This window comes from Bradyrhizobium sp. F1.13.3 (genome assembly GCF_040548265.1).
Lineage (GTDB): Bacteria > Pseudomonadota > Alphaproteobacteria > Rhizobiales > Xanthobacteraceae > Bradyrhizobium.
In genome coordinates this window covers 398930-420689 of record NZ_JBEPRI010000007.1, presented here as the reverse complement: position 1 = coordinate 420689, position 21760 = coordinate 398930, and the positions used below count along the sequence as shown (strand labels likewise).

21 protein-coding genes and 1 tRNA gene are annotated in these 21760 nt (G+C 63.4%); 15 read left to right on the top strand and 7 right to left on the bottom strand.

Features of this window, described 5'->3' with window-relative positions; genetic code table 11:
• Positions 1 to 492: a Holliday junction resolvase RuvX gene (gene ruvX / locus ABIB66_RS21705; RefSeq protein WP_275167902.1), complete on the bottom strand. Its 492-nt coding sequence runs from the start codon at positions 490 to 492 to the stop codon at positions 1 to 3.
• 46 nt (positions 493 to 538) lie between these two features.
• Here ruvX and ABIB66_RS21700 point away from each other — a divergent pair, with 46 nt between their 5' ends.
• Both ABIB66_RS21700 and ABIB66_RS21695 read left to right on the top strand, forming a co-directional pair.
• Positions 539 to 751 (top strand): hypothetical protein, encoded by a 213-nt coding sequence (locus ABIB66_RS21700; RefSeq protein ID WP_275167901.1) that lies wholly within the window; start codon positions 539 to 541, stop codon positions 749 to 751.
• Between the two features lie 303 nt (positions 752 to 1054).
• Positions 1055 to 3280, top strand: a complete 2226-nt coding sequence (locus tag ABIB66_RS21695; RefSeq protein ID WP_354210733.1) for a DNA/RNA non-specific endonuclease — start codon at positions 1055 to 1057, stop codon at positions 3278 to 3280.
• A gap of 175 nt (positions 3281 to 3455) precedes the next feature.
• Here the strand turns inward: ABIB66_RS21695 and ABIB66_RS21690 are convergent, their stop codons facing one another.
• Together ABIB66_RS21690 and ABIB66_RS21685 are read right to left on the bottom strand one after the other, a co-directional pair.
• Positions 3456 to 4391 carry a cyclase family protein gene (locus ABIB66_RS21690; protein WP_275167899.1) on the bottom strand — a complete coding sequence of 312 codons (936 nt, stop codon included), beginning with the start codon at positions 4389 to 4391 and terminating at the stop codon, positions 3456 to 3458.
• A gap of 216 nt (positions 4392 to 4607) precedes the next feature.
• Entirely contained in the window at positions 4608 to 5498 is an 891-nt protein-coding gene (locus ABIB66_RS21685) for a LysR family transcriptional regulator (protein WP_354210734.1), read from the bottom strand.
• A 97-nt stretch (positions 5499 to 5595) separates the two neighbouring features.
• Between ABIB66_RS21685 and ABIB66_RS21680 the strand changes: the two genes are divergently transcribed.
• From ABIB66_RS21680 to ABIB66_RS21645, 8 genes are all read left to right on the top strand, one after another.
• On the top strand, positions 5596 to 6573 hold the full coding sequence (locus ABIB66_RS21680; protein WP_275167897.1) for an NAD(P)H-dependent flavin oxidoreductase: 978 nt from the start codon (positions 5596 to 5598) through the stop codon (positions 6571 to 6573).
• 17 nt (positions 6574 to 6590) lie between these two features.
• Positions 6591 to 7667, top strand: coding sequence for an NAD(P)H-dependent flavin oxidoreductase (locus ABIB66_RS21675; RefSeq protein ID WP_275167896.1), 1077 nt, complete (start codon positions 6591 to 6593; stop codon positions 7665 to 7667).
• Positions 7668 to 7743: 76 nt separating this feature from the next.
• Entirely contained in the window at positions 7744 to 8031 is a 288-nt protein-coding gene (gene gatC / locus ABIB66_RS21670; RefSeq protein ID WP_275167895.1) for an Asp-tRNA(Asn)/Glu-tRNA(Gln) amidotransferase subunit GatC, read from the top strand.
• Between the two features lie 82 nt (positions 8032 to 8113).
• Entirely contained in the window at positions 8114 to 8326 is a 213-nt protein-coding gene (locus ABIB66_RS21665) for a hypothetical protein (protein WP_007611210.1), read from the top strand.
• The gene (gene gatA / locus ABIB66_RS21660; RefSeq protein ID WP_354255503.1) at positions 8323 to 9798 is read left to right on the top strand and encodes an Asp-tRNA(Asn)/Glu-tRNA(Gln) amidotransferase subunit GatA; all 1476 of its coding nucleotides are present in this window, start codon (positions 8323 to 8325) and stop codon (positions 9796 to 9798) included. Before ABIB66_RS21665 ends, gatA begins: the two co-directional genes overlap by 4 nt.
• Entirely contained in the window at positions 9789 to 10091 is a 303-nt protein-coding gene (locus tag ABIB66_RS21655; protein ID WP_354210736.1) for a hypothetical protein, read from the top strand. The genes gatA and ABIB66_RS21655 overlap by 10 nt, the downstream gene beginning before the upstream one ends.
• The gene (gene gatB, locus ABIB66_RS21650) at positions 10088 to 11566 is read left to right on the top strand and encodes an Asp-tRNA(Asn)/Glu-tRNA(Gln) amidotransferase subunit GatB (RefSeq protein ID WP_354255499.1); all 1479 of its coding nucleotides are present in this window, start codon (positions 10088 to 10090) and stop codon (positions 11564 to 11566) included. The genes ABIB66_RS21655 and gatB overlap by 4 nt, the downstream gene beginning before the upstream one ends.
• Positions 11567 to 13273: 1707 nt before the next feature.
• On the top strand, positions 13274 to 13540 hold the full coding sequence (locus ABIB66_RS21645) for a hypothetical protein (RefSeq protein WP_275167891.1): 267 nt from the start codon (positions 13274 to 13276) through the stop codon (positions 13538 to 13540).
• Between the two features lie 153 nt (positions 13541 to 13693).
• Here ABIB66_RS21645 and ABIB66_RS21640 read toward each other — a convergent pair.
• Together ABIB66_RS21640 and ABIB66_RS21635 are read right to left on the bottom strand one after the other, a co-directional pair.
• Positions 13694 to 13786, bottom strand: a tRNA-Ser gene (locus tag ABIB66_RS21640).
• A gap of 634 nt (positions 13787 to 14420) precedes the next feature.
• Complete coding sequence (locus tag ABIB66_RS21635; RefSeq protein WP_354210777.1) at positions 14421 to 16826, bottom strand: transglycosylase SLT domain-containing protein; 2406 nt, start codon at positions 16824 to 16826, stop codon at positions 14421 to 14423.
• Positions 16827 to 17119: 293 nt separating this feature from the next.
• Here ABIB66_RS21635 and dapA point away from each other — a divergent pair, with 293 nt between their 5' ends.
• Genes dapA through ABIB66_RS21615 form a run of 4 tightly spaced genes read left to right on the top strand, consistent with a single transcriptional unit; the run spans position 17120 to position 19610 of the window.
• Positions 17120 to 18010, top strand: coding sequence for a 4-hydroxy-tetrahydrodipicolinate synthase (gene dapA, locus ABIB66_RS21630; protein WP_007603384.1), 891 nt, complete (start codon positions 17120 to 17122; stop codon positions 18008 to 18010).
• Positions 18011 to 18062: 52 nt separating this feature from the next.
• Positions 18063 to 18479, top strand: coding sequence for a large conductance mechanosensitive channel protein MscL (gene mscL / locus ABIB66_RS21625; protein ID WP_473305171.1), 417 nt, complete (start codon positions 18063 to 18065; stop codon positions 18477 to 18479).
• 59 nt (positions 18480 to 18538) lie between these two features.
• On the top strand, positions 18539 to 19012 hold the full coding sequence (smpB, locus tag ABIB66_RS21620) for an SsrA-binding protein SmpB (RefSeq protein WP_027567292.1): 474 nt from the start codon (positions 18539 to 18541) through the stop codon (positions 19010 to 19012).
• Positions 19013 to 19016: 4 nt separating this feature from the next.
• The gene (locus ABIB66_RS21615; RefSeq protein WP_275167887.1) at positions 19017 to 19610 is read left to right on the top strand and encodes a peroxiredoxin; all 594 of its coding nucleotides are present in this window, start codon (positions 19017 to 19019) and stop codon (positions 19608 to 19610) included.
• On the opposite strand, the gene ABIB66_RS21610 is transcribed toward ABIB66_RS21615, so the two are convergent.
• Positions 19607 to 20281, bottom strand: a complete 675-nt coding sequence (locus tag ABIB66_RS21610; protein ID WP_354210738.1) for a uracil-DNA glycosylase — start codon at positions 20279 to 20281, stop codon at positions 19607 to 19609. The genes ABIB66_RS21615 and ABIB66_RS21610 overlap by 4 nt on opposite strands.
• Positions 20262 to 20909 (bottom strand): LabA-like NYN domain-containing protein, encoded by a 648-nt coding sequence (locus ABIB66_RS21605; protein WP_007603390.1) that lies wholly within the window; start codon positions 20907 to 20909, stop codon positions 20262 to 20264. The genes ABIB66_RS21610 and ABIB66_RS21605 overlap by 20 nt, the downstream gene beginning before the upstream one ends.
• Positions 20910 to 21238: 329 nt before the next feature.
• Here ABIB66_RS21605 and rpoZ point away from each other — a divergent pair, with 329 nt between their 5' ends.
• Complete coding sequence (gene rpoZ, locus ABIB66_RS21600) at positions 21239 to 21631, top strand: DNA-directed RNA polymerase subunit omega (protein WP_007603391.1); 393 nt, start codon at positions 21239 to 21241, stop codon at positions 21629 to 21631.
• Positions 21632 to 21760 lie beyond the last annotated feature (129 nt).

Here is a 21760-nt window from a genome sequence, read left to right as displayed (position 1 = left end):
TCAGCCGGGCCCCGGGGCTGCGCGCAGATTGGCGAGGCGGTCGAGCGCGCCTTGCAGGATGAAGATCGCGGCGTGCTCGTCGATCACTTCGGCGCGCTTGGCGCGGCTGACGTCCATGCCGATCAGCTCGCGCTCGACCGCAGCGGTCGACAGGCGCTCGTCCCAGAGACCGATCGGCAGCACGGTCAGGCCGGCGAGGTTGCGGGCAAACGCCCGGGTCGATTGCGCGCGCGGGCCCTCGCTGCCGTCCATGTTGATGGGCAGGCCGAGCACGAAGCCGACGGCCTTGCGTTCACCGGCAATCGCGAGCAGCCGGGCGGCATCCTGCTTGAACGCCTTGCGCTGGATCGTCTCGACGCCGGTCGCTAACCGGCGGTCCGGATTGGAGACGGCAACGCCAATGGTCTTGGTACCCAGATCAAGGCCGACCAACCCGCCGCGTTCGGGCCAGTGGATTGCAGCATCGACGAGAGGCAGGATAAGAGCCGGCATGGTGTTAGCGCATATCACGCGTCGCGCTGCGGAGTGAACCCGGAACATGGATGCGCTGACACTATTTGGCCTGTTCGCCGTGACGGCGATGCTGGTCACTTACGCCCTGGAAGACCGCAGCCACTGGTTCGTGCTGCTGTTCGCAATGTCCTGCGTGCTCGGTTCGGCCTACGGCTTCCTGCAAGGGGCCTGGCCGTTCGGCGTGGTCGAGGCCATCTGGGCCGTCGTGGCGCTGCGGCGCTGGCGTCTCAGGCCGTAGATCGTCCGGCGGCACCACGACGCGCGAAATCGTGATGCGCAGGTGTATCGACCATTTGTGGCAAATCTCACACGGGTGACGTCGCGGACGATGGCATGATGTCGCGTCTCCGGCCGCGCGCATCGATTGACGCTCTGGTTGCGGTAAGTTAAATTTATAGTCTAAAGTAGTGCGGGGCGAAGCCTCCGATTTCCAGAACGATGGGCAGCACCCGACAGTCCGGCGGCGCTGCAACCTTCGCGCAAATTTTCGATGCGCTCCCGACAACGTCCAGATTCGTCCAGTCATTTTTGAGAGGTCATCATGCTCATCAAGCCAAGCCTGATCGCAGGCTCAGAAAGGCGATTTAAGCAAGCCGAGTTTTCACCTGAAGCCCTGAACCGAAAATTAGGCGATGGCCCGATCCAGATAAGCTCCGACAAGAAAATCCTGCGCCAGCGCCAGCTGTTCGCGGAGACGGGGAACGTGCAGGCGGCAGAGATTGGCCTGGAGCGGATCATCCAGGGCAATGATCTCGACAGCATCAACTATCTCGCCAAGGGCACCGCGGCCTCGCGCTCGGTGTGTCGCATTCAGCTCAGGGACATGAAGTCGAATCTGCTCGGCTATGGTTCGGGCTTTCTGATCGGGCCGGGCCTGCTGATGACGAACCATCACGTTTTCGGCAAGCCGGTCGACGCAGCCAATTCGATCGCCGATTTCGATTATGAGCTGGACATTTCGGGAGAAGAGCGGGTGCCGATCCGGTTCGGATTCGAACCGGCCAAATTCTTCTACACCAACGACAGACTCGATTTCTCAATCGTCGCGATGGCGCCGACCTCGCTGTCAGGTCACGAGGAGCTCGAGAATTGGGGTTGGTTGCCGCTCAGCGGTGCGCCCGGCAAGGCGGACCCCGGCGAGTACCTCACCATCATCCAGCATCCCAGCGGACAGATGAAGCAGGTCTGCGTCCGCGAGAACAAGCTGCTTAAATATGTCGGAGACTTCCTCTGGTATAACACCGATACGACGGCCGGGTCGTCTGGTTCGCCGGCGTTCAACCGCTTCTGGCAGGTGGTCGCGCTGCACCACAGCGGTATTCCAAAGAAAAATGCGCAGGGCCGCACTCTCACCAAGGACGGCAAGGTTTGGGATCCATCGATGGATGAAACCTCGATCGACTGGATCGCCAACGAAGGCATCCGGATCAGTGCAATCGTTGCCGATCTCAAGATTGCCGTTGGTTCCCATGCCCTGATCAGACCGGTTCTTGACGAGGTTGAGCCGCCGACCCGGCACGAGGTCCAGAGAGCCCAGCCGCCTTCGATCGTGACAGCGCCGTACGGCACCAACGTCTGGGTCGAGCAATCCGTCGACGGCACGTCGCTGGTGGTCCCGTTTCGCGTGCCGCTGCCCATGTTCAGGAAGGATGTTTCTTTGCCTCCGTTGGCTCGCCTGCCAGTCCCGGCCGGAGGCAACGGAGGGGCACCGAATGGCGGCAAGCAGAACGGCAGCAGGCCTTTGGTCGCTCCGCCGGTCGGCTTGTTGCCTCACATCAGCGCGAACAACGGTCTGCCCATGGAGGCAGTGCATATCGACCAGAGCACGCTTAAATCCCGTCCGGGATTCAAGGCTAATTTTCTCGGCAGCGGCAAATTCTCCGTCGCCTTGCCGAAGATTCCCGCTGAACTTAAACCCGAGATTGCGATGTTGAAGGGGAAGTCCAAACAGTTCGAGCTGAAGTATTTCAACTATAGCGTCGTCATGAACAAGCAGCGCAGGCTTGCCTTCTTCAGCTGCGTCAATATCGACGGCGGAAAGCAGCAGGACGTCGGCAAGCGCGAGGGTGATTCCTGGCTGCGCGATCCGCGCATCGACGAGGACGCCCAGATCGGCGACGAGTTCTACCGCAAGCAGGCCACTTTCGAGGCGGATCGCAGCAAGAATCCGTTCGACCGCGGGCATCTCGTGCGCCGCCTGGATGCGACCTGGGGCGATACGGTCGCCAAGGCCAAGCAACACGGCGACGATTCCTTCCATTTCACCAATTGCTCGCCGCAGTTCTTCTCGTTCAACCAGGGCAAGCAGCTTTGGGCAGGGTTGGAGGATTACACGCGTAATGTTCTGCTTGAAGGCAAGGAGAAGGGCATCGTGATGAACGGACCGGTCTTCAACGGACCGGACGCCGATGGATCCAACCTGCCCAATCCGTCCGGTCGGCCGCACAAGGATCCGAGCTTCGGTGGTATCCAGATTCCGAAGTATTTCTGGAAGATACTGATCCGGCGCGACCGCGAAGACGATGTCCTCAAGGCGGCGGCATTCCTGATGAGCCAGAGAGAGCTGGTCATGGGGATCGACCGGATCGAGGAGGCGGATCTGCTCGAGCGCATGTCCGAGGAAGATGTCAGCGTATTTCAGGTCTCGATTGCGGATCTTGCGAAGCTGACCAAGCTCGGCTTCGGCAATCTTGCCGACGCGGACTCGCACGAGGAGACCTCGGTCGGCCCGCGTCTCATCGAGTCCTACGAGGAGATCCGAATCTAGGCGGACGCGGTCGGGTATGCTGCGGAGGGGTGTTGCGAGACCCCAGGCGATCCGGGCCGTCGTCGCGCTGCGGCGTAGGCATCTCAGGCCGCGATGACGGGCGGGACAAACGAAAAGCGGGCGAGGCGGCCTGCCGGGCGGCAGGCCATCCTCGCCCGTGATGGGCAGCTCCCGATCAACGGATCGCGATCGGGTTGATCATCGCCTGCACGCCGCCGGTCCAGCGCGGCTGGCCGAGCACGAACAGGAATTCGTAGCCCTTGTCCCGGGCGAGCGCGGCCGTGTCCATATTCTCGAGGATGTAGGTCCCGTTCATCGCGAGCAGGATCTGGTGCACCTCGAACACGTTCTTGGACTCGAACGGCAGCACCTCGAGCGCCCAGGTGTCGGCACCGATCGCGACGACGCCCTTGCTGGTCAGGTATTTTGCGCCTTCCACGCCGAGACCGGGCTCGCCTGCCGAATAACGCTTGTCGTCCTTGCCGATCAGGCTGAGCCAGCCGGTGTGGAAGATGACGACGTCGCCCTGTCGGATCTCGACGCCCTGCTTCTTGGCGACTTCGTCGATCTCCTTGGCGTTGAAGGCGGTGCCTTCCTTCACGATATCAGTGTTGTAATACGCCGCCATGTCGAGCAGCACGCCGCGGGTGACGATCGGAGGGACCTTCTCGATACCGAGCTTCTTCAACCCGGTGGGATCGGCGAAGTCGGCGAGCTTGTTGCCATTGTAGTAGACGTGCTCGACGCCGAGATGGCCGAGGCCGTCGAGCTGGCTGCCGATGCCGACCCATGTGTCCAGGATGTCGTCGTTATAGGTCGCCTTGTTCGGTCCGAGACCTGCGCTGCCCGCCTGTCCCGGCTGCACCACGGTGATCTTGAAGCTGCGCGGCGGATAGGCCGGCGTGCTGGACGTAACGGGAATGCCGAGTGCGTAGGTCTTTCCGGTCTTCACCAGAGATGCGGCCTTCAGCACGAGTTCGGGCGTCATGTAGTTGGCAGCACCGATCTCGTCGTTCGGCCCCCATTTCGATTTGGTCCAGTCTTGGGCGCTTGCTGTTTCGATCGTCGCAGACAACGCGGCGACACAGCACAACACGAGCGTATTGCGCATCAATAGTCCTCCCGATGTTTTTGCCGGTGTTTGGCTTCGTTATGATTTCGCGCTGGCCAGTCGCTCATCCTAACGTAGAAAAGCCGCGGGCTTCAAAACTTTTCGCGGTGCCATGCTGCGGCGGCTGAACGCAGCACTCGCTGCGCCCAGCGTCGATCGGATCAAGTGCGACAGATTTGTGACGGTGAATTTCGCGCGGTGGAACGCGCTGGCATCTCAGGCTGCGATGACTTCGTCGTCTTGCTTCAGGCAGCCGGCAAACCCGCTCAGCGCACTGGTTTGATGTCCGGCACGACGCTGGATGAAGAGCGTCTCGACCTGCGCGTGCGAATGGCTCAGTGCGTGGATCGACACGCTGCCGTTGATCGCGCTACGTTCGACGACGGCGCGCGGCAGCAGCGTCACGCCCATGTCGGCGGCGACACAGCCGATCATGCCGTCGAGCGTGCCGAGCTCGAAGCGTGCGGCTGACGGCCAGCCGAACTCGACAAAGATCTGTTCCAGCCGCTGCCGGTAGGTGCAGCCGGTGCGGAACGCCAGCGCGGTCGGGCCGGATTCCGGCGTGCCGGCGCGCAGCTCGGCCAGCGTGGCCCAGCGCCGCGCGCTGACCAGCACCAGCTCTTCGCGGAACGCGCTTGTCGCGATGAGATCGGCATGCGCGATCGGACCTGCGACGAAGGCGCCGTCGAGCGTGCCTTCGAGCACGGAAGCGACGAGGTCGGCGGTGGGCGCGGTGCGCAGGCTCAGCCGGACGGCTGGAAAGCGGTGATGAAAGTCCGCGAGCAATGGCGGCAGCCGTACCGCCGCGGTCGTTTCCATCGAGCCGATCGCGAGCGGTCCCTTGGGCTCGCCGTCGTCGCAGGCCGCGAGCACGGCCTCGCGCGCCAGTGCGGACATCCGTTGCGCGTAAGGTAACAGCCTTTTGCCCGCGCCGGTCAGGGTCATGCCGCGGCTATGGCGTTCGAACAGCGGCGTACCGATCTCCGCCTCCAGCGCCTTCACGCGCTGGGTCACGTTGGACTGCACCGTGTTGAGCTCTTCGGCCGCGCGGGTGATGCCCCCGGTACGGGCGACGGCGGCGAAGGTCTGGATGTCGCTGAGTTCCATAATATCGTTTCTCTTTTGAGATGGCAGCGTTCGCAAGATTTCAATTTTAGAGAATGGTATTCGCGCCTAGTCTCCCTGTCCAGACCTGGGAGGTGCCATGCCGATCGCGACGTCGCTGACCACGCTATTGGAGATTGAGCATCCGATCCTGCTGGCGCCGATGGACGTCGTGGCAGGCAGCCGCCTCGTGGCGGCGGTAAGCCGCGCCGGCGGCTTCGGCATCCTGGGCGGCGGCTACGGCGAGAGGATTTGGCTGGAGCAGGAGATTGCCAAGCTCGCCGGCATGAAGGCGCCGTTCGGGATCGGCTTTATAACTTGGAGCCTCGCCAAGCGGCCCGAACTTCTCGACATTGCGCTCGCCGCAAACCCATCCGCGATCATGTTGTCGTTCGGCGATCCCGCACCCTTCGCGGCGAGCATCAAATGCGCCGGTGCACGCCTGATCTGCCAGGTGCAGGACGAGACGATGGCGCGGCAAGCGCTCGATGCGGGCGCTGATATCCTGATCGCACAGGGGACGGAGGCCGGCGGTCACGGCGCTTCGCGCACCACGATGGATCTCGTGCCGGCAATCGTCGATCTTGCCGCGGGTCGTGTGCCGGTGGTCGCGGCCGGCGGCATTGCCGATGGGCGGGGACTTGCGGCCATGATGATGCTCGGTGCAAGCGGCGTGCTGCTCGGCACGCGCTTCTACGCGAGCCAGGAGGCCGATGGTGCGGAAGAGGCCAAGCGGCGCATCTGCGCGGCAGATAGTGGCGCAACGGTGCGGGGAATCATTTTCGATCTCTCCCGCAACAATGTCTGGCCCGCGCCGTTTACCGGCCGGTGCCTTGTCAACGATCACGCCAGACGCTGGATCGGCCGCGAGGTCGAACTGATGCAGAATGTCGCCGCGGTCGGGGCCGACTATGCGGCCGCGAAGGCAGCCGGCAATTTCGACATCGCCGCGGTGATCGCGGGCGAGGCGGTCGGCCTGATCCATGATATTCCGTCTGCCGCCGAAATCGTCGAACGGATTGCGACCGAGGCCGAGCAACTGCTAACCGGTCGGCGCAATTCCAGCGTGTCCGCCTAAAGTGCGAGAGAACAACCATGTGGCCGAACCGTCGACTGATCGATCTCTTCAAGACCGAATTCCCGATCGTGCTGGCGCCGATGGCCGGCGTAATGGACGCGGAGTTGGTGATCGCCGTTGCGCAAGGCGGCGGGCTCGGCTCGCTGCCGAGCGCAATGCTGTCGCCGGAGAAGGCGCGCGAGCAGGTCAACATCATCCGGCAGCGCGTCTCCGCGCCGGTGAACATGAATTTCTTTTGCCACACACCGGTCGAGCTCACGGCCGAGGCGGAGGCGCGCTGGAAACAGCGCCTCGCGGGCTACTACAATGAGCATGGCCTCGATCCCGCCGCACCCATCAATGCCGCGAACCGCGCGCCGTTCGACGCCGGCTTCTGCGAGGTCGTGGAGGAGCTGAAGCCGGAGATCGTCAGCTTCCATTTCGGCTTGCCGGAGGACGCGCTGCTCAAGCGGGTCAAGGCGGCTGGATGTCTCGTCATCTCCTCGGCGACGACGGTGAAGGAAGCGGTCTGGCTCGAGCAGCACGGCGCTGATGCGGTGATCGCACAAGGTGCGGAGGCCGGCGGCCATCGTGGCATGTTCCTGACCGACAAGATCTCGGAACAGCCCGGCACCTTTGCGCTGGTACCGCAGGTGGTCGACGCGGTGAAGGTCCCGGTGATTGCGGCCGGCGGCCTTGCGGACGGCCGCGGCATCGCAGCCGCCTTCGCGCTCGGTGCGGCCGGCGTGCAGATCGGAAGTGCCTATCTGCGCTGTCCGGAATCCAAGGTCGGTGCGGCGGCACGCGCGGCGCTCGCCGAGGGGCGGGATGATTCAACCGTCATCACCAATGTCATGACCGGGCGGCCGGCGCGCGGCGTCCAGAACCGCCTGATGCGCGAGGCGGGCCCGATTTCGCCGGACGCGCCGCCATTTCCCCATGCCGCAACGGCGCTGGGACCGCTGAAGGCGGCTGCCGAAAAGCAGGGCAGGGTGGATTTCACCAATCTCTGGGCCGGGCAGGCGATCGCCCTGGGCCGCGAGGTCCCGGCAGCGGAATTGACGCGGGATCTCGCCAAATCGGCGCTTGCCCGGATGAAGGCCCTCGCCGGATAGGTCCCGCGGCCGGTTGCGGCGCAAAAGCGGCCTCTGCTATACGGCACATAGGTTTTGCCGTGAGAGGCCTTATATAATGTCCGTCGACGCCGCTACCGTCCGCCGCATCGCGCATCTGGCGCGCATTGCGGTTTCAGAGGGCGAGGTTCCGCATCTGCAGGGCGAGCTCAACGCCATGCTCGCTTTTGTCGAGCAGCTCTCGGAGGTCGATGTCGAGGGTGTGGAGCCCATGACCTCGGTCACCCCGATGCAGATGAAGAAGCGGCAGGATTTGGTCAATGACGGCGAGATCGCCGACGATATCGTTGCCAACGCGCCTGCGACCGAAGGTCACTTCTATCTTGTACCCAAGGTCGTCGAGTAATTTACATAGCGTTTTCGAGCGAAGTGGAAACCGGTTCGCATAAAGAAAACGCGTCAAACTAAAGAGTCTTAGGACGCTGTCGATGTGCATGCTTTGCGACGACGAGAAGGCCTATCAGGCCTACATGAACTATCTCGACAAGATGGAGCGGCAGGGCAAGGCTGCCGACCCCAACGTCGCCGTCAATGCCGTGCTCGACGAGATCGAGGCGGCTGCGAAAGCGGCCGCCAAGAAAGACGACCCGGCCAACGACAAGTCCCTGTCTCCGTTCTTCTGCAGCCCGATCAATAAATGACCGATTTGACATCGCTGACGCTCGCGGAGGCCCGCAAGGGCCTCGCGGCCAAGACTTTTACGTCCCTTGAGCTGACCGACGCGCATCTGAACGCGATCGAAGCCGCGCGCGTGCTCAATGCTTTCGTCATGGAGACGCCCGACCGCGCGCGTGACATGGCGAAGGCCGTCGACGAGAAGATCGCCAAGGGTGATGCGGGACCGCTCGCCGGCATTCCGCTCGGCATCAAGGACCTGTTTGCGACCAAGGGCGTCCGCACCACCGCGTGCTCGAAAATCCTCGGCAATTTCGTGCCGACTTACGAGTCCACCATCACCTCGCAGCTCTGGCGCGACGGCGCGGTGATGCTGGGCAAGCTCAACAATGACGAGTTCGCGATGGGCTCGGCGAACGAGACCTCGTGCTTCGGCCCCGTCGGCAATCCCTGGCGGCGTGATGGCTCCAACACGACGCTGGTGCCGGGCGGCTCGTCCGGCGGCTCGGCCTCGGCCGTTGCGGCGCTGCTGTGCATGGGTGCGACCGCGACCGATACTGGCGGCTCGATCCGTCAGCCGGCGGCGTTCACCGCGACCGTCGGCATCAAGCCGACCTACGGCCGCTGTTCGCGCTGGGGCATCGTCGCTTTTGCCTCCTCGCTCGACCAGGCCGGTCCGATCGCGCGCAGCACGCGCGATGCCGCGATACTGCTGCGCTCGATGGCCGGCCACGATCCGAAGGACACGACCTCGGTCGACATGCCCGTGCCGGATTACGAGGCTGCGATCGGCAAGTCCGTGAAGGGCATCCGGATCGGCATTCCCAAGGAGTATCGTCTCGACGGCATGCCGGCCGAGATCGAAAAGCTCTGGAGCGAGGGCGCGGCCTGGCTGAAAGCGGCCGGCGCCGAGCTCGTCGAGGTGTCGCTGCCGCACACCAAATACGCGTTGCCGGCCTATTACATTGTGGCGCCGGCGGAGGCGTCCTCCAACCTCGCCCGCTACGACGGCGTGCGCTTCGGCCTGCGCGAGCAGGGCCGAAACATCAACGAACTCTACGAGAACACCCGCGCAGAAGGTTTTGGCGCCGAGGTGAAGCGCCGCGTCATGATCGGCACCTACGTGCTCTCGGCCGGCTATTACGACGCCTATTATTTGCGTGCCCAGAAGGTGCGCACGCTGATCAAGAAGGACTTTGAGGATTGCTTCGCCAAGGCCGTCGACGCGATCCTGACGCCGGCGACGCCGTCGGCGGCGTTCGGCATCGGCGAGAAGGGCGGCGCGGACCCCGTCGAGATGTACCTCAACGACATCTTCACGGTGACCGTGAACATGGCGGGCCTGCCGGGCATCGCCGTGCCCGCCGGCAAGGATGCGCAGGGCCTGCCGCTCGGCCTGCAGCTGATCGGCCGGCCATTCGACGAGGAGACGCTGTTCTCGCTCGGCGAGGTGATCGAGCAGGCCGCCGGCCGCTTCACGCCGGCGAAATGGTGGTGAGCATGGCGGCGTATATCGCCAGCCTTGACGGCGCCGCGCCGCCGCCGGATCTCAGCGCGCCGCTCGCCGCACTGTGGTGGGCCGCCAAGGGTGACTGGGACCAGGCGCACAGAATCGTCCAGGACGAGAGCAGCCGCGAGGCCGCCTGGGTGCACGCCTATCTGCATCGCGTCGAGGGCGACCTTGGCAATGCCGGCTATTGGTACCGCCAAGCCCGCCAGCCCGTGGCAACGGATTCATTACAAGCAGAGTGGGAGCGGATCGCTGCCACGCTGCTCGGGAGCAAGACATGAGCACGGCCACGCACAAGCTTCTGAAGGGCTCAACCGGTGACTGGGAGATGGTCATCGGCCTGGAGGTCCACGCTCAGGTGACGTCGAACGCGAAGCTGTTCTCCGGTGCCTCCACCGCGTTCGGCGGCGAGCCGAACACGCATGTGTCGCTGGTCGACGCGGCGATGCCGGGCATGCTGCCCGTCATCAACGAGGAATGCGTCAGGCAGGCTGTCCGGACCGGATTAGGCCTCAACGCGCAGATCAATCTGCGCTCGGTGTTCGACCGCAAGAACTATTTCTATCCGGACTCGCCGCAGGGCTACCAGATCAGCCAGTACAAGTCGCCAATCGTCGGCGAAGGCGAGGTCGTGGTCGAACTGGACGGCGGCAAGACCGCCACGATCGGCATCGAGCGGCTGCATCTGGAACAGGATGCCGGCAAATTGCTGCACGATCAGTCGCCGACCATGTCCTATGTCGACCTCAACCGCTGCGGCGTGGCGCTGATGGAGATCGTGTCGAAACCCGACATCCGCGATGCCGAGCAGGCCAAGGCCTATGTGACCAAGCTGCGCTCGATCCTGCGCTATCTCGGCACCTGCGACGGCGACATGGAGAAGGGATCCCTGCGCGCCGACGTCAACGTCTCCGTGCGCAAGCCGGGCGCGCCGCTCGGCACCCGCTGCGAGATCAAGAACATGAACTCGATCACCTTCATCGGCCAGGCGATTGAGTACGAGGCCCGGCGCCAGATCGAAATCCTCGAGGAGGGCGGCGCGATCGACCAGGAGACCCGGCTCTACGACCCTAACAAGGGCGAGACGCGGTCGATGCGGTCCAAGGAAGAGGCGCACGACTACCGCTACTTCCCTGATCCCGACCTGCTGCCGCTGGAGTTCTCGCAAAGCTTTGTCGACGAGCTGAAGGCTGGGCTGCCCGAGCTGCCGGACCAGAAGAAGACGCGCTTCGTCGCGGATCTCGGCCTGTCGGCCTACGACGCCGGCGTGCTGGTCGCCGAGCGCGAGAGCGCGGTGTTCTACGAGACCGTGCTGGAGAAGCTCGCCAACCGCGCGCGCGATGGCAAGGTCGCCGCCAACTGGGTGATCAACGAGCTGTTCGGTCGTCTCAACAAGGAAGGCCGGGACATTACGGACTCTCCGGTCGATGCCGCACAGCTCTCAGGGATCATCGACCTGATCGGCGAGGGTACGATCTCCGGCAAGATCGCCAAGGATCTGTTCGAGATCGTTTGGCAGGAGGGCGGCGATCCCCGCGCGCTGGTCGAAAGCCGCGGCATGAAGCAGGTCACGGATCTTTCCGCGATCGAAAAGGTTGTCGACGACATCATCGCGGCCAATACCGACAAGGCGGCGCAGGTCAAGGACAAGCCGCAGTCACTCGGCTGGTTCGTCGGCCAGGTGATGAAGGCATCCGGCGGCAAGGCCAACCCGCAGAGCGTCAACGAGCTGCTCAAGTCCAAGCTCGGCATCTGACCTCGCGCGTTCGAACGAGGTGACGGACAGGAGTCGTCACCTCGCTTTCGGTTCACGATGCGACGCTCGCGCGCATCCTCGGCGACGAACTTCATCCCGATCGAACGCGACACGCCGACCGAATCGCCGTCACGCGATTCGCGCAAAACGGCGACTTGCACACGCTCTGACGAGCCCTCGCGCCGTTAATCATGGAAATATTTTCGTTGCCAAAAGTCGCGACTCAGAGTCCGCGAAGCGCCTTCGCGAGGCGCTCGCGCGATCGGCGCGATACGTCATGACATCGATCGCGCGCGATGCGCGCGTGCAGAAAAATACTTGCTGCATAGTGTTTTTCTGCAGTCGCATCTTTTGCAAACGTCGATGCCGCGGGCACTCTCTGCGATCGCAAGCACAACTCATGCAGTCCGCTTGCATCGCGTTCGCCAGCGCAGGCGCGTTTCGCCGTCAACACTTCTTTAAGCGAGACGCTGTTTTTTTCGTTGTGTTGGTGTATTCGGGATGAGTGTGCACTCGATCCCCGACTGCATGCAGCGATTAAGCCATCTCACACATCGGAGGGCAACATGGCCAAGAAAGCTAAGAAGGCAAAGAAGGCGAAGAAGGCGAAGAGCGCAGTGAAGAAGACTGCGAAGAAGACCCGCAAGGTCGCCAAGAAGAAGTAACTTCGCTTTTTGAAGTTGCCGGCTCCTAGAGAGCCGGCACGTCATCAGCGCCTCTCAAAAGGTTCTGGTCGACGATAGAGGGTGTCGGCGAGACATCAGGTCAACGGTCGGATCGTTCTCTTCGCGGGTTCGCTCGCTAAGCCCGATCCGGCAGAAGAAACAGGTTTTCTTCGTTCGGTGCGGTTCTCCGTAAGGGCTCCGCAATTTCACAAGCGGCCTTCGGGCCAACGTGGAATCTGGTCCTGACGTGTTCGCCGACGCCCTCGTTCTCTTGAGGCCGGGGTATTGCCGGCATTCCCATCTCCCGACATTGTTGATCTGACCGCGGCGTGGCTGTGCTGCCTTGAGCAGGCCGGGCTCTCGCATGTGACGTCTCGGCGACGCCTGAGCGAGCGCCTCGTCCTTCGAGACGACCGCTTCGCGGCCTCCTCAGGATAAGGCTCGGCTGCGTCCATCTGCGTTGTGATGCTGCCGCATACTCATCCCCATCCTGACGGCCCGCCGCAGGCGGGCGTCTCGAAGGATGGCCGCAGTCGAACTTCCAGCCATATGTTTCTTCATATGCGCGCGCTTCTTGAGCAGGGAGGCTGCGGCGCTGTTGCACGCTGTTCGCGCGCCGCTTCTCCATTCGCCGTGTCGTCGCCTGGCTCCGACCTGGCGATCCAGTTCGCCGCGGCTTCTCGTGGGACCATTGCTGTCTCTGGAATACCGGTGACGGCAGCGGGCGGGGACACCACAGGACACGCGTCACCGTGCGCGATGGTTATCGTTCTCCCAAAATCCCAAGGTAAACCGAATCTAACAAATTGCAGAAGTGCCTGCGAAACCGGGATTTCTTGTATTTGTCGTGCGCCCCTGGGGCTGGCGCGTTTACGTCTGCTTCATCGCGATACTTAAACTGCCATTCAAATTTGCCCGCCATCATTACCTCCAACAAGCCGGCAAACGGCACGGGCAAGAAACCCCGGGATGAGTTGAACAGTTGATTGGACGGGAGCCGCGCTCGGGGGACGAGGCGGCATAAGAAAAAAGGGGATGCGTTATGTTTCAGGGTACTTTCGATCTGGAGACCGCGACGCCCATCGACGCAGGCGCGCTGTCGGACGTGCTGTTCGAGCGCGGCCTCTATTGGGCGAGCGGACGCTCCGGTCTTGTCGATCTCGTCGCCGCGCACAAATGGTTCAACCTCGCCGCGCTCAAGGGCCGCAAGGACGCCGTGACACTGCGCCAGGAAGTCGCCGGACAGATGTCGGACGCCGATATCTCGGCCGCGCAGCGCGACGCGAGGGCGTGGGTCTCCGCCCACTGAGCGGAGAATCAGGTCCCGGACGTCGTTTCGGAGGTGAACCTGGCTTTCGCTGAATCAGGTTCCCTCGTGGTCCTCCATCCGGTTCGGAGCGGCATGAGACCGCCGTCGGGTGTCAGGTGAAGGAACGCACAGATCTCAGATTCTGCTGAGGAGTGGCGGAGAGGGAGGGATTCGAACCCTCGATACAGCTTGAGACCGTATGACGCTTTAGCAAAGCGTTGCCTTCAGCCACTCGGCCACCTCTCCGGTGCGAGCCTTATGCATCTAATTACTTGGGCTGGTCAATTTGGAAGCGTGTGTTTTTGCTCGAATATTCCCAGCGAATTCCGAAACCAAGCGGTTTGCTCCCGGGGCGAGAACGTAACGCCGCGATAACGGACACAAAGCTGGAGGTTCTGGCGCCTGTATGATGAGCGGTTTTGGCGCGGACAAAGGCTCCCTTTATCCACGTAAACGACTGATTTTGCTATCAAATTAGATCGGATCACTCGCGCGGGGGACGACTGCCTTCGTCGCCGATCGCCTCTGTCGAGTGATGCATTTGCAAGTGATTGATTTGATTGCCTCTTTCCCCGATTCGCCACAAGCTGAGGAGCGGTGATCGCTCTCGGATCGGCCGACGGGTCCCGTGTCAGGCTGCGGAAAGGCTCTCACTATTATAGTCGGGATAACTCGCTCGCCGGCCGAGGAGCCGCCCCGTCGCGCCAGGCGTCGCCGCAAGGAAGGCCAATAGTTCTCCCTTTGCTTTGCCGCCAACGGGCATCGCGAGAAAGCCCGCCTGACGCTTCGCACCCCAGCTCTTCGCCGGTGGCTCAAGTACTGGCGACGATGGCAGCTGCCGCCAACGGACTCACCGCAGCGCGTCGAGGGAGGATGATCGCTACTCCACGCTGCCGGCGCCGCGGCGCAAATCGGCTTCGATCTGCAACCGCGTGCCGCCGCCGAAGCGGGCGCGGTAGACCTGAAGGTTCTCCATGATCCGCTGCACGTAGTTGCGCGTCTCGGAGAACGGGATCAGCTCGACCCAGTCGACCGCGTCGACCTTGGGGTCGCGCGGATCGCCGTAGCGATCGATCCACTTCTTCACACTGCCGCGGCCGGCATTGTAGGCGGCGAAGGTCATGATGTAGGAGCCGCGATAGTCCTCGAGCAGCCCACCGAGCTCGGCCGAGCCGAGCGTGGCGTTGTAGGCCGAATCGTTCTTCAGACGCCCCAGATCGTAGGTCCCGCCGTGCCGCTTGCAGACATAGCGCGCAGCGTCCGGCGTCACCTGCATCAGCCCATAGGCCTGCGCCGGCGAGACGACCGAAGGATTGAAGGCGCTCTCCTGCCGCGCAATGGCGTAGATGATGCTGCGTTCGACCTCGGGGCCGATCGGCGTGAACTGCGGAATGCCGTTGACGGGATAGGCATAGAAATCGAACGGCAGCCCGCGATTGAGCGCGGCCTTGCCGAGCAGCAGCATGCCGCGCGCGTCGCTGTAGCGCTGGGTGAGCTCGCCGAGGCCGGCAAGCGCTTCGGGATCGCCGTTCTCGCCCATGTCGGCGAGAACAGGTATCGCCATCTCACGCTCGTCGAGCTCGTAGAGCAGCTGCGCGGCGCGCACGATCTCCAGCCGTTCGGCACCGCGGCTGCGCGGCTGCGCGTTGAGCTCGATCTGCGGCAGGCCGAGCTTGGCGCGTGCGAGCTGGCCGTAATAGCTAGTGGATTGCTCGGCTGCCCGCGCGTAGGCGTTACGCGCCTCCTGCTGGCGGCCTGCAGCTTCGGCGGCGCGGCCCTGCCAATAGCCGGCGCGCGCCAGCGCGGTCGGATTGACGCTGCCGATCCCGATGCGGGCAAAATGCTGGGTGGCGGCCGCGGGATCGTTGAGGAAGCGCAGCGCGATCCAGCCGGCGGTGAACTCCTGCTCGGTCTTGTAGATGTCGCGGGAGGGCAGGGCCGCATCGCGCGCGATCAGATAGGCGCTGCGGAATTCCTCGGTGTCGATCATCTTGCGCGCCAGGAGGCGCCGCTCGATCCACCATTCGTCGAGATTGTGGAGCCGGCCCGGATCCTTCGGTGCCGACAGCATGAGCTGGGCGGCTTCGGCAAATTTCTCCTCGCGACGCAGCAGCTGGATCTTGCTGAAGATGAAGCCGGGATCGCCGTGCAGCTCGCGCGGCACGGCTTCGAGCAGCGCACGAGCGTTTGGCGCTTTCTTGAGGGAGGCGATGCGGGCCTTGGCGAGTGCGACATAGCCGGCCCCGAGGCGCTTTGCAGCACGCAGTGCGGCCTCGTTCTCGCTGCCGTAGAGCAGCGTGTCCATCCGCGCCTTCTGATCGCCGGGCGTCAGCAGCGCGCCGAACTGGTCGAGTGCGTTGTTCTCGGTGTCTTCCGACATCGGATCGCTGCGCCAGGCATCGCGCACCAGACGTTCGGCGTTGGCGCGATCGCCGCGCGCCAGCATCGCCTTGGCGAGCGTGAAGCGGCCCTTGGCGGACACGGGGGATTCGTTCTCGAACCACGACCACGCGACCTGGTCGTCGCGCCTGTCGTCCCACATCGCGGCCTCCAGGCGCCGGCGCAGGAAGGTCTGCGACGGCCAGCTCGGATTGGCGGACAGGAAGGCGCGGTAGCGCTCCACAGTCGCGCCATTGTCCTCGCTGCGAAGGATGATCCATTCCGCCAGTTTTCGCGCGACTGGATCGGAGATCGTGGCCGCGGCATTGCTGGCGTCGCCCGCCTTGCGCTTGCGCACGAGCTCGATCACGGTCTCCAGCGTGTCCTTGTCGGCTTGCGACGTCGAGGAGGTCGCAGCAACCGCAGCCGGTGTGACCGGCTTGCGCGGGGCGGCATGCTGGCGGGTCGCCGGAGCCAGGACAGGAGCCGCGAGGGGCTTGGCGGGGGCCGGGACGGTCGGTCTGACGGTGGCCGTCGCAGCCGGCGCGGGTGCGGTCTTCGGGACCGAGCCGCCAGCGGTCGGCGTTGACTTTGGCGCGGCTGCCGTAGGCTTCAGCTTCTCCTTCGCAGGTTCTTTGCCTGCGTTCTTGCCTGCGTTCTTGCCAGCATCCTTGGCAGGCTTCTTCGCAACATCCTTGGCGGGGGCACTGGTCGCGCCGTTGCTTGCCCCCTTGGCGGCGTCCTTCGAAATTTCCTTGCCGGTTCCCTTGGACGCCCCCTTCGTAGAGTCCTTGGCGGCTGGCTTGGCCGCGGGTTTCCCGGTTTCCTTCGCGGTTTCCTTGACGGTCTCCGCGGTTGTCTCATTGGATTTGGCCCAGGCGGCGCAGCCGGCCGACAGCCCTGCCATCAGGCACACGATCAGAGTAGTGGATCGCCATGCGGCGCGCGGAAAGGAGATCACGGCGTTTCGTCGCCCCGAATCAGTCAATTGGCTCAAGACCCAGCTGTACAAGATCTGGCTGTATTTGATTGAATATGCGGACAAAATACCAACAGCCGCTTACCTTCGCCGGGTTTGCACCACCACCGCGGCAAAATCGCGGCCTAAACGGTGCGTCACGCCGAGGCGGGTCTTTTACCGGCGGGATAGACCCGATATGAATGCGGCTTGCTCAAGATTGCCGCGTACGGAGGAAGTCCATGGCAGCCAAGACGAAATTCCGGGGATCGTTCACCGCCTTGGTCACGCCGTTCAAGAACGGCTCGCTGGACGAGGCGGCGTTCCGCTCCCTGGTCAACTGGCAGATTTCAGAGGGCACCAACGGCCTGGTCCCGGTCGGCACCACCGGCGAGAGCCCGACGCTGAGCCATGACGAGCACAAGAAGGTCGTCGAATGGTGCATCGAGGAAGCGAAAGGCCGCGTGCCTGTCGTCGCCGGCGCCGGCTCCAACTCGACCAAGGAGGCGATCGAGCTCGCCCAGCACGCCGAGAAGGCGGGCGCGAACGCGGTTCTGGTCGTGACGCCCTACTACAACAAGCCGACCCAGGAAGGCATGTACCAGCACTTCAAGGCGATCAACGACGCGATCGGGATTCCGATTATCATCTACAACATCCCGCCGCGCTCGGTGATCGACATGTCGGTCGACACCATGGCGCGGCTGTGGGAGCTGAAGAACATCGCCGGCGTCAAGGACGCCACCGCCAGCATGGTCCGCGTCTCGCAGCAGCGCGCGGCGATGGGCGAGGACTTCAACCAGCTCTCGGGCGAGGATGCGACGATCCTCGGTTACATGGCCCATGGCGGCCATGGCTGCATCTCGGTGACCTCGAACGTCGCGCCGCGGCTGTGCTCAGAGTTCCAGGCCGCCTGGGCGAAGGGCGATCATGCCACCGCGCTGAAGCTGCACGACAAGCTGATGCCGCTGCACAATAATCTCTTCATCGAGAGCAATCCGGCGCCGATCAAGTACGCGCTGTCGCTGCTCGGCAAGCTGGACGAGACGTTGCGGCTGCCGATGGTGCCGGTCACCGAGCCGACCCGCGTTGCCGTGCGCAGCGCGATGGTTCATGCCGGCCTCATCAACTGACGCGCTAGCCGATCGGGGAGCTTTCATGGCGATCGAGGAAAGAGGCACGCGGATGCTCACGGAGTTCCGCGAGTTCGCCATGAAGGGCAACGTCGTCGACCTCGCGGTCGGCGTCATCATCGGCGCGGCCTTTGGCGCCATCGTAACATCGCTGGTCGGCGACGTGATCATGCCGATCATCGGCGCAGCCACCGGCGGCCTCGACTTCTCGAACTACTTCACGCCGCTTTCGGGCAAGGTCACCGCCGCAAACCTCGCGGACGCGAAAAAGCAGGGCGCCGTCTTGGCTTGGGGCAACTTCCTCACGCTGACGATCAACTTCATCATCATTGCCTTCGTGCTGTTCCTGGTGATCCGTGCCATGAACAAGTTGAAGCGCAAGGACGAGGCGCAGCCTGCCGCTCCACCAAAGCCGTCGGCCGAGGTCGAGCTCCTGACCGAGATCCGCGATCTCCTCAAGAAGTCTTGACGCGCGCGCTTCATCCAAACTGTTAGCGTCCTCGCGCATCCCGATCAGGTTTGTCATCCATGGCCGACAAGAACGAACGTCCGATCAAGGTCATGGCGGAAAACCGTAAGGCCCGCTTCAACTATGCGATCGAGGATACGATCGAAGTCGGCATTGCGTTGACCGGCACCGAGGTCAAGTCGATCCGCAGCGGCAAGAGCACCATCGCGGAATCCTACGCCGATTCCAAGGACGGCGAGATCTGGCTGATCAACGCCACCATTCCCGAATATCTCCAGGGCAACCGCTTCAATCACGAGCCCAAGCGGCCTCGAAAACTGCTGCTGCATCGCAAGCAGATCAACAAGCTGATGGGTGCGGTCGACCGCGAAGGCATGACGCTGATCCCGCTCAAGCTTTATTTCAACGAGCGTGGTCGCGCCAAATTGCAGCTCGCGGTTGCAAAAGGCAAGAAGCTGCACGACAAGCGCGAGTCCGAGAAGAAGCGCGACTGGAGCCGGGAGAAGGGCCGCCTGATGCGGGCGAGGGGATAGCGGGATGACTCAGAGAAACCTGCTCGAGGTTGATTGGACCCGGATTCCCGCACCAGCGGACGACGGCGGCGCCGCGCACCTGAAAGGCATGACGCTGCCGCCGGTCAGCCTGCTCGCCACCGACGACACGTCAGTCGCGCTGTCGGCGCTGCGTGGCCGGACCGTGGTGTTCGCCTATCCGCGCACCGGCGAGCCCGGCAAGATCGCGCTGGTCGATGATTGGGACATGATCCCGGGCGCGCGCGGTTGCACGCCGCAGACTTGCGCATTTCGCGATCTGTTCGCCGAGCTGAAGGCCGCCGGCGCCGCGCAGGTGTACGGCCTCTCGACCCAAAGCAACGCGTACCAGACCGAGATGGCCTCGCGGCTGCATCTGCCGTTCCCGGTGCTCTCGGACGAGAAGCTGGCGCTTACGAGCGCCCTGAATTTGCCGACGATGGACGTCGCGGGCCTGACGCTGATCAAGCGCCTTGCGCTGATCGTCGACGACGCCAGGATCACGCATGTGTTCTATCCGGTGTTTCCGCCCGACCGGAACGCCGGCGATGTCCTGGACTGGCTGAAGGCCAATCCGGCCAAGGGCTTGTCTAAGGATTAGTCGAGGTCGGCCTTCACCTTCGCGAACACGGAGCGGAACATGTCCGGCGTCAGCACGCGGGTGTTCGTGTTGTAGCGGGAGCAGTGATAGCTGTCGTAGAGCCTGAATGCGCCGGCCTGATGCACGGCGCCGTGGCCGAAGGGGGCTTGCGATCCCTTCAGGTTCAGCGGCTTGAGCACGGTATCGTGCGCAATGCGCCCGAGCGCGACAATCGCGCGCAGGTTCGGCATCGTTGCGAGATTCGCGGCGAGAAACTGCCGGCAGGTGTTGATCTCGACCGGTAGCGGCTTGTTCTGCGGCGGCACGCAATGCACCGCATTGGCGATCCGACAGTCGACCAGCTTCAGGCCGTCGTCGGGACGCGCCTCATATTTGCCCTTGGCGAAGCCGTATTCGAGCAGCGTGGCGTAGAGCAGGTCGCCGGCATAATCGCCGGTGAACGGACGGCCGGTGCGGTTGGCGCCCTGCATCCCAGGCGCAAGGCCGACGATCAGCAGGCGCGCCTTGATGTCGCCGAAAGGCGCAACCGGCGCGTTATGCCACAATGGCTCGCGCGCGCGGTTCGCCTCGCGAAAAGCGACCAGGCGCGGACAGAGCGGACAGTCACGGTCGGGGACGAGGCTGAGAGGCTGGCGGCTTGACCGGGCCGCCTCACTCCTCGAAGTCGTCATCGCCCCTCGCCGGCGCCATCGTGGTTGCGCGCTGGAGGAACTGCGGAGCGTGGTGGCGCGCCTCGCGGTCGCCGCGGTCACGCGGGGCGGGGCGTTCGGACGGGTCGCGGCCGAGCTTGGACTGCAGCTCGACGAGGTCGGTGAAGACGTCGGCCTGGCGGCGCAGCTCGTCGGCGATCATCGGCGGCTGGCTGGCGATCGTGGAAATCACGGTGACCCGCACGCCGCGGCGCTGAACGGCCTCGACCAGAGAGCGGAAGTCGCCGTCACCCGAGAACAGCACCATCTGATCGATGTGCTCGGCGAGCTCCATCGCGTTCACGGCGAGCTCGATGTCCATGTTGCCCTTGACCTTGCGGCGGCCGGAGGCGTCGATGAACTCCTTGGTCGCCTTGGTCACCACGGTGTAGCCGTTGTAGTCGAGCCAGTCGATCAGCGGCCGGATCGAGGAGTACTCCTGATCCTCGATGATCGCGGTGTAGTAGAACGCCCGAAGCAGCGTCCCGCGGCTCTGAAACTCCTTCAGCAGGCGCTTGTAATCGATGTCGAAGCCCAGAGTTTTCGCCGTCGCGTAGAGATTGGCTCCATCGATGAAGAGCGCGATCTTGTCGGTAGAGGAAGGTGACATTCAGTTTGCTCGCGTAGAGTTCGTGATTGATCGTTTATTGTTGGCGCGGCGACAGCAAGCCGCGCACTTCTAAAGTCCCGCCGAAACCCGTCGAAACCGCAAATCCGGAGAAGTCGGGGCAATCAAGGTATAGTTATGGCCAACTTGCATAGACCCGGCGCTGCCGTCGCCAACAACCCGGGAAACCACCCATCCCAGCCCCAATGTGGGGGTAGCAGAGCCGTTTGGCGAGGCCAAATCACAAATTGGCCTTGCGAAACCCTCCCGGCCCCTATAACTAGCGGCATTCATCCACATATTTCGTCCCACCCACAACGGAGCGACAGTCGATGGCTCGCGTCACCGTAGAAGATTGTATCGACAAGGTCGACAACCGGTTTGACCTGGTCCTGCTGGCCGCCCACCGCGCCCGCATGATTTCGTCTGGTTCACAACTAACGGTTGACCGCGATAACGACAAGAACCCTGTTGTGTCTTTGCGCGAAATTGCAGAGACCACCATTTCGCCGGAGGACCTCCGCGAGGAGCTGGTGCATTCGCTGCAGAAGTTCGTCGAGGTCGACGAGCCCGAGCCGGACACTGTGCCGCTGATCGGTTCCGCCGGTGCAAGCGTGGATGCAGACGATACCGAAGTCGCAGTGGAGCGCATGACAGAAGAAGAGCTCCTGAAGGGTCTCGAAGGCCTCGCGCCGCCCGAGGAGCAGCCCGAGGAAGACGAGTAAATCGTCCCGTCGCGCTCATCGACTTCTTTGTGATCTGATAAGGCCCGAACCGTCGTTCGGGCCTTTGCTTTTGTTGGCGTTTTCGTGGTTACCATAGCGTCGTCGGTTCGCGCCTGTCCCTGTCACTGA

What these genes read in the sequence shown, in the direction of transcription:
- ruvX (WP_275167902.1), bottom strand. Translation starts at nt 492, where the DNA reads ATGCCGGCTCTTATCCTGCCTCTCGTCGATGCTGCAATCCACTGGCCC.
- ABIB66_RS21700 (WP_275167901.1), top strand. Translation starts at nt 539, where the DNA reads ATGGATGCGCTGACACTATTTGGCCTGTTCGCCGTGACGGCGATGCTG.
- ABIB66_RS21695 (WP_354210733.1), top strand. Translation starts at nt 1,055, where the DNA reads ATGCTCATCAAGCCAAGCCTGATCGCAGGCTCAGAAAGGCGATTTAAG.
- ABIB66_RS21690 (WP_275167899.1), bottom strand. Translation starts at nt 4,391, where the DNA reads ATGCGCAATACGCTCGTGTTGTGCTGTGTCGCCGCGTTGTCTGCGACG.
- ABIB66_RS21685 (WP_354210734.1), bottom strand. Translation starts at nt 5,498, where the DNA reads ATGGAACTCAGCGACATCCAGACCTTCGCCGCCGTCGCCCGTACCGGG.
- ABIB66_RS21680 (WP_275167897.1), top strand. Translation starts at nt 5,596, where the DNA reads ATGCCGATCGCGACGTCGCTGACCACGCTATTGGAGATTGAGCATCCG.
- ABIB66_RS21675 (WP_275167896.1), top strand. Translation starts at nt 6,591, where the DNA reads ATGTGGCCGAACCGTCGACTGATCGATCTCTTCAAGACCGAATTCCCG.
- gatC (WP_275167895.1), top strand. Translation starts at nt 7,744, where the DNA reads ATGTCCGTCGACGCCGCTACCGTCCGCCGCATCGCGCATCTGGCGCGC.
- ABIB66_RS21665 (WP_007611210.1), top strand. Translation starts at nt 8,114, where the DNA reads ATGTGCATGCTTTGCGACGACGAGAAGGCCTATCAGGCCTACATGAAC.
- gatA (WP_354255503.1), top strand. Translation starts at nt 8,323, where the DNA reads ATGACCGATTTGACATCGCTGACGCTCGCGGAGGCCCGCAAGGGCCTC.
- ABIB66_RS21655 (WP_354210736.1), top strand. Translation starts at nt 9,789, where the DNA reads ATGGTGGTGAGCATGGCGGCGTATATCGCCAGCCTTGACGGCGCCGCG.
- gatB (WP_354255499.1), top strand. Translation starts at nt 10,088, where the DNA reads ATGAGCACGGCCACGCACAAGCTTCTGAAGGGCTCAACCGGTGACTGG.
- ABIB66_RS21645 (WP_275167891.1), top strand. Translation starts at nt 13,274, where the DNA reads ATGTTTCAGGGTACTTTCGATCTGGAGACCGCGACGCCCATCGACGCA.
- ABIB66_RS21635 (WP_354210777.1), bottom strand. Translation starts at nt 16,826, where the DNA reads ATGGCAGGGCTGTCGGCCGGCTGCGCCGCCTGGGCCAAATCCAATGAG.
- dapA (WP_007603384.1), top strand. Translation starts at nt 17,120, where the DNA reads ATGGCAGCCAAGACGAAATTCCGGGGATCGTTCACCGCCTTGGTCACG.
- mscL (WP_473305171.1), top strand. Translation starts at nt 18,063, where the DNA reads ATGCTCACGGAGTTCCGCGAGTTCGCCATGAAGGGCAACGTCGTCGAC.
- smpB (WP_027567292.1), top strand. Translation starts at nt 18,539, where the DNA reads ATGGCCGACAAGAACGAACGTCCGATCAAGGTCATGGCGGAAAACCGT.
- ABIB66_RS21615 (WP_275167887.1), top strand. Translation starts at nt 19,017, where the DNA reads ATGACTCAGAGAAACCTGCTCGAGGTTGATTGGACCCGGATTCCCGCA.
- ABIB66_RS21610 (WP_354210738.1), bottom strand. Translation starts at nt 20,281, where the DNA reads ATGACGACTTCGAGGAGTGAGGCGGCCCGGTCAAGCCGCCAGCCTCTC.
- ABIB66_RS21605 (WP_007603390.1), bottom strand. Translation starts at nt 20,909, where the DNA reads ATGTCACCTTCCTCTACCGACAAGATCGCGCTCTTCATCGATGGAGCC.
- rpoZ (WP_007603391.1), top strand. Translation starts at nt 21,239, where the DNA reads ATGGCTCGCGTCACCGTAGAAGATTGTATCGACAAGGTCGACAACCGG.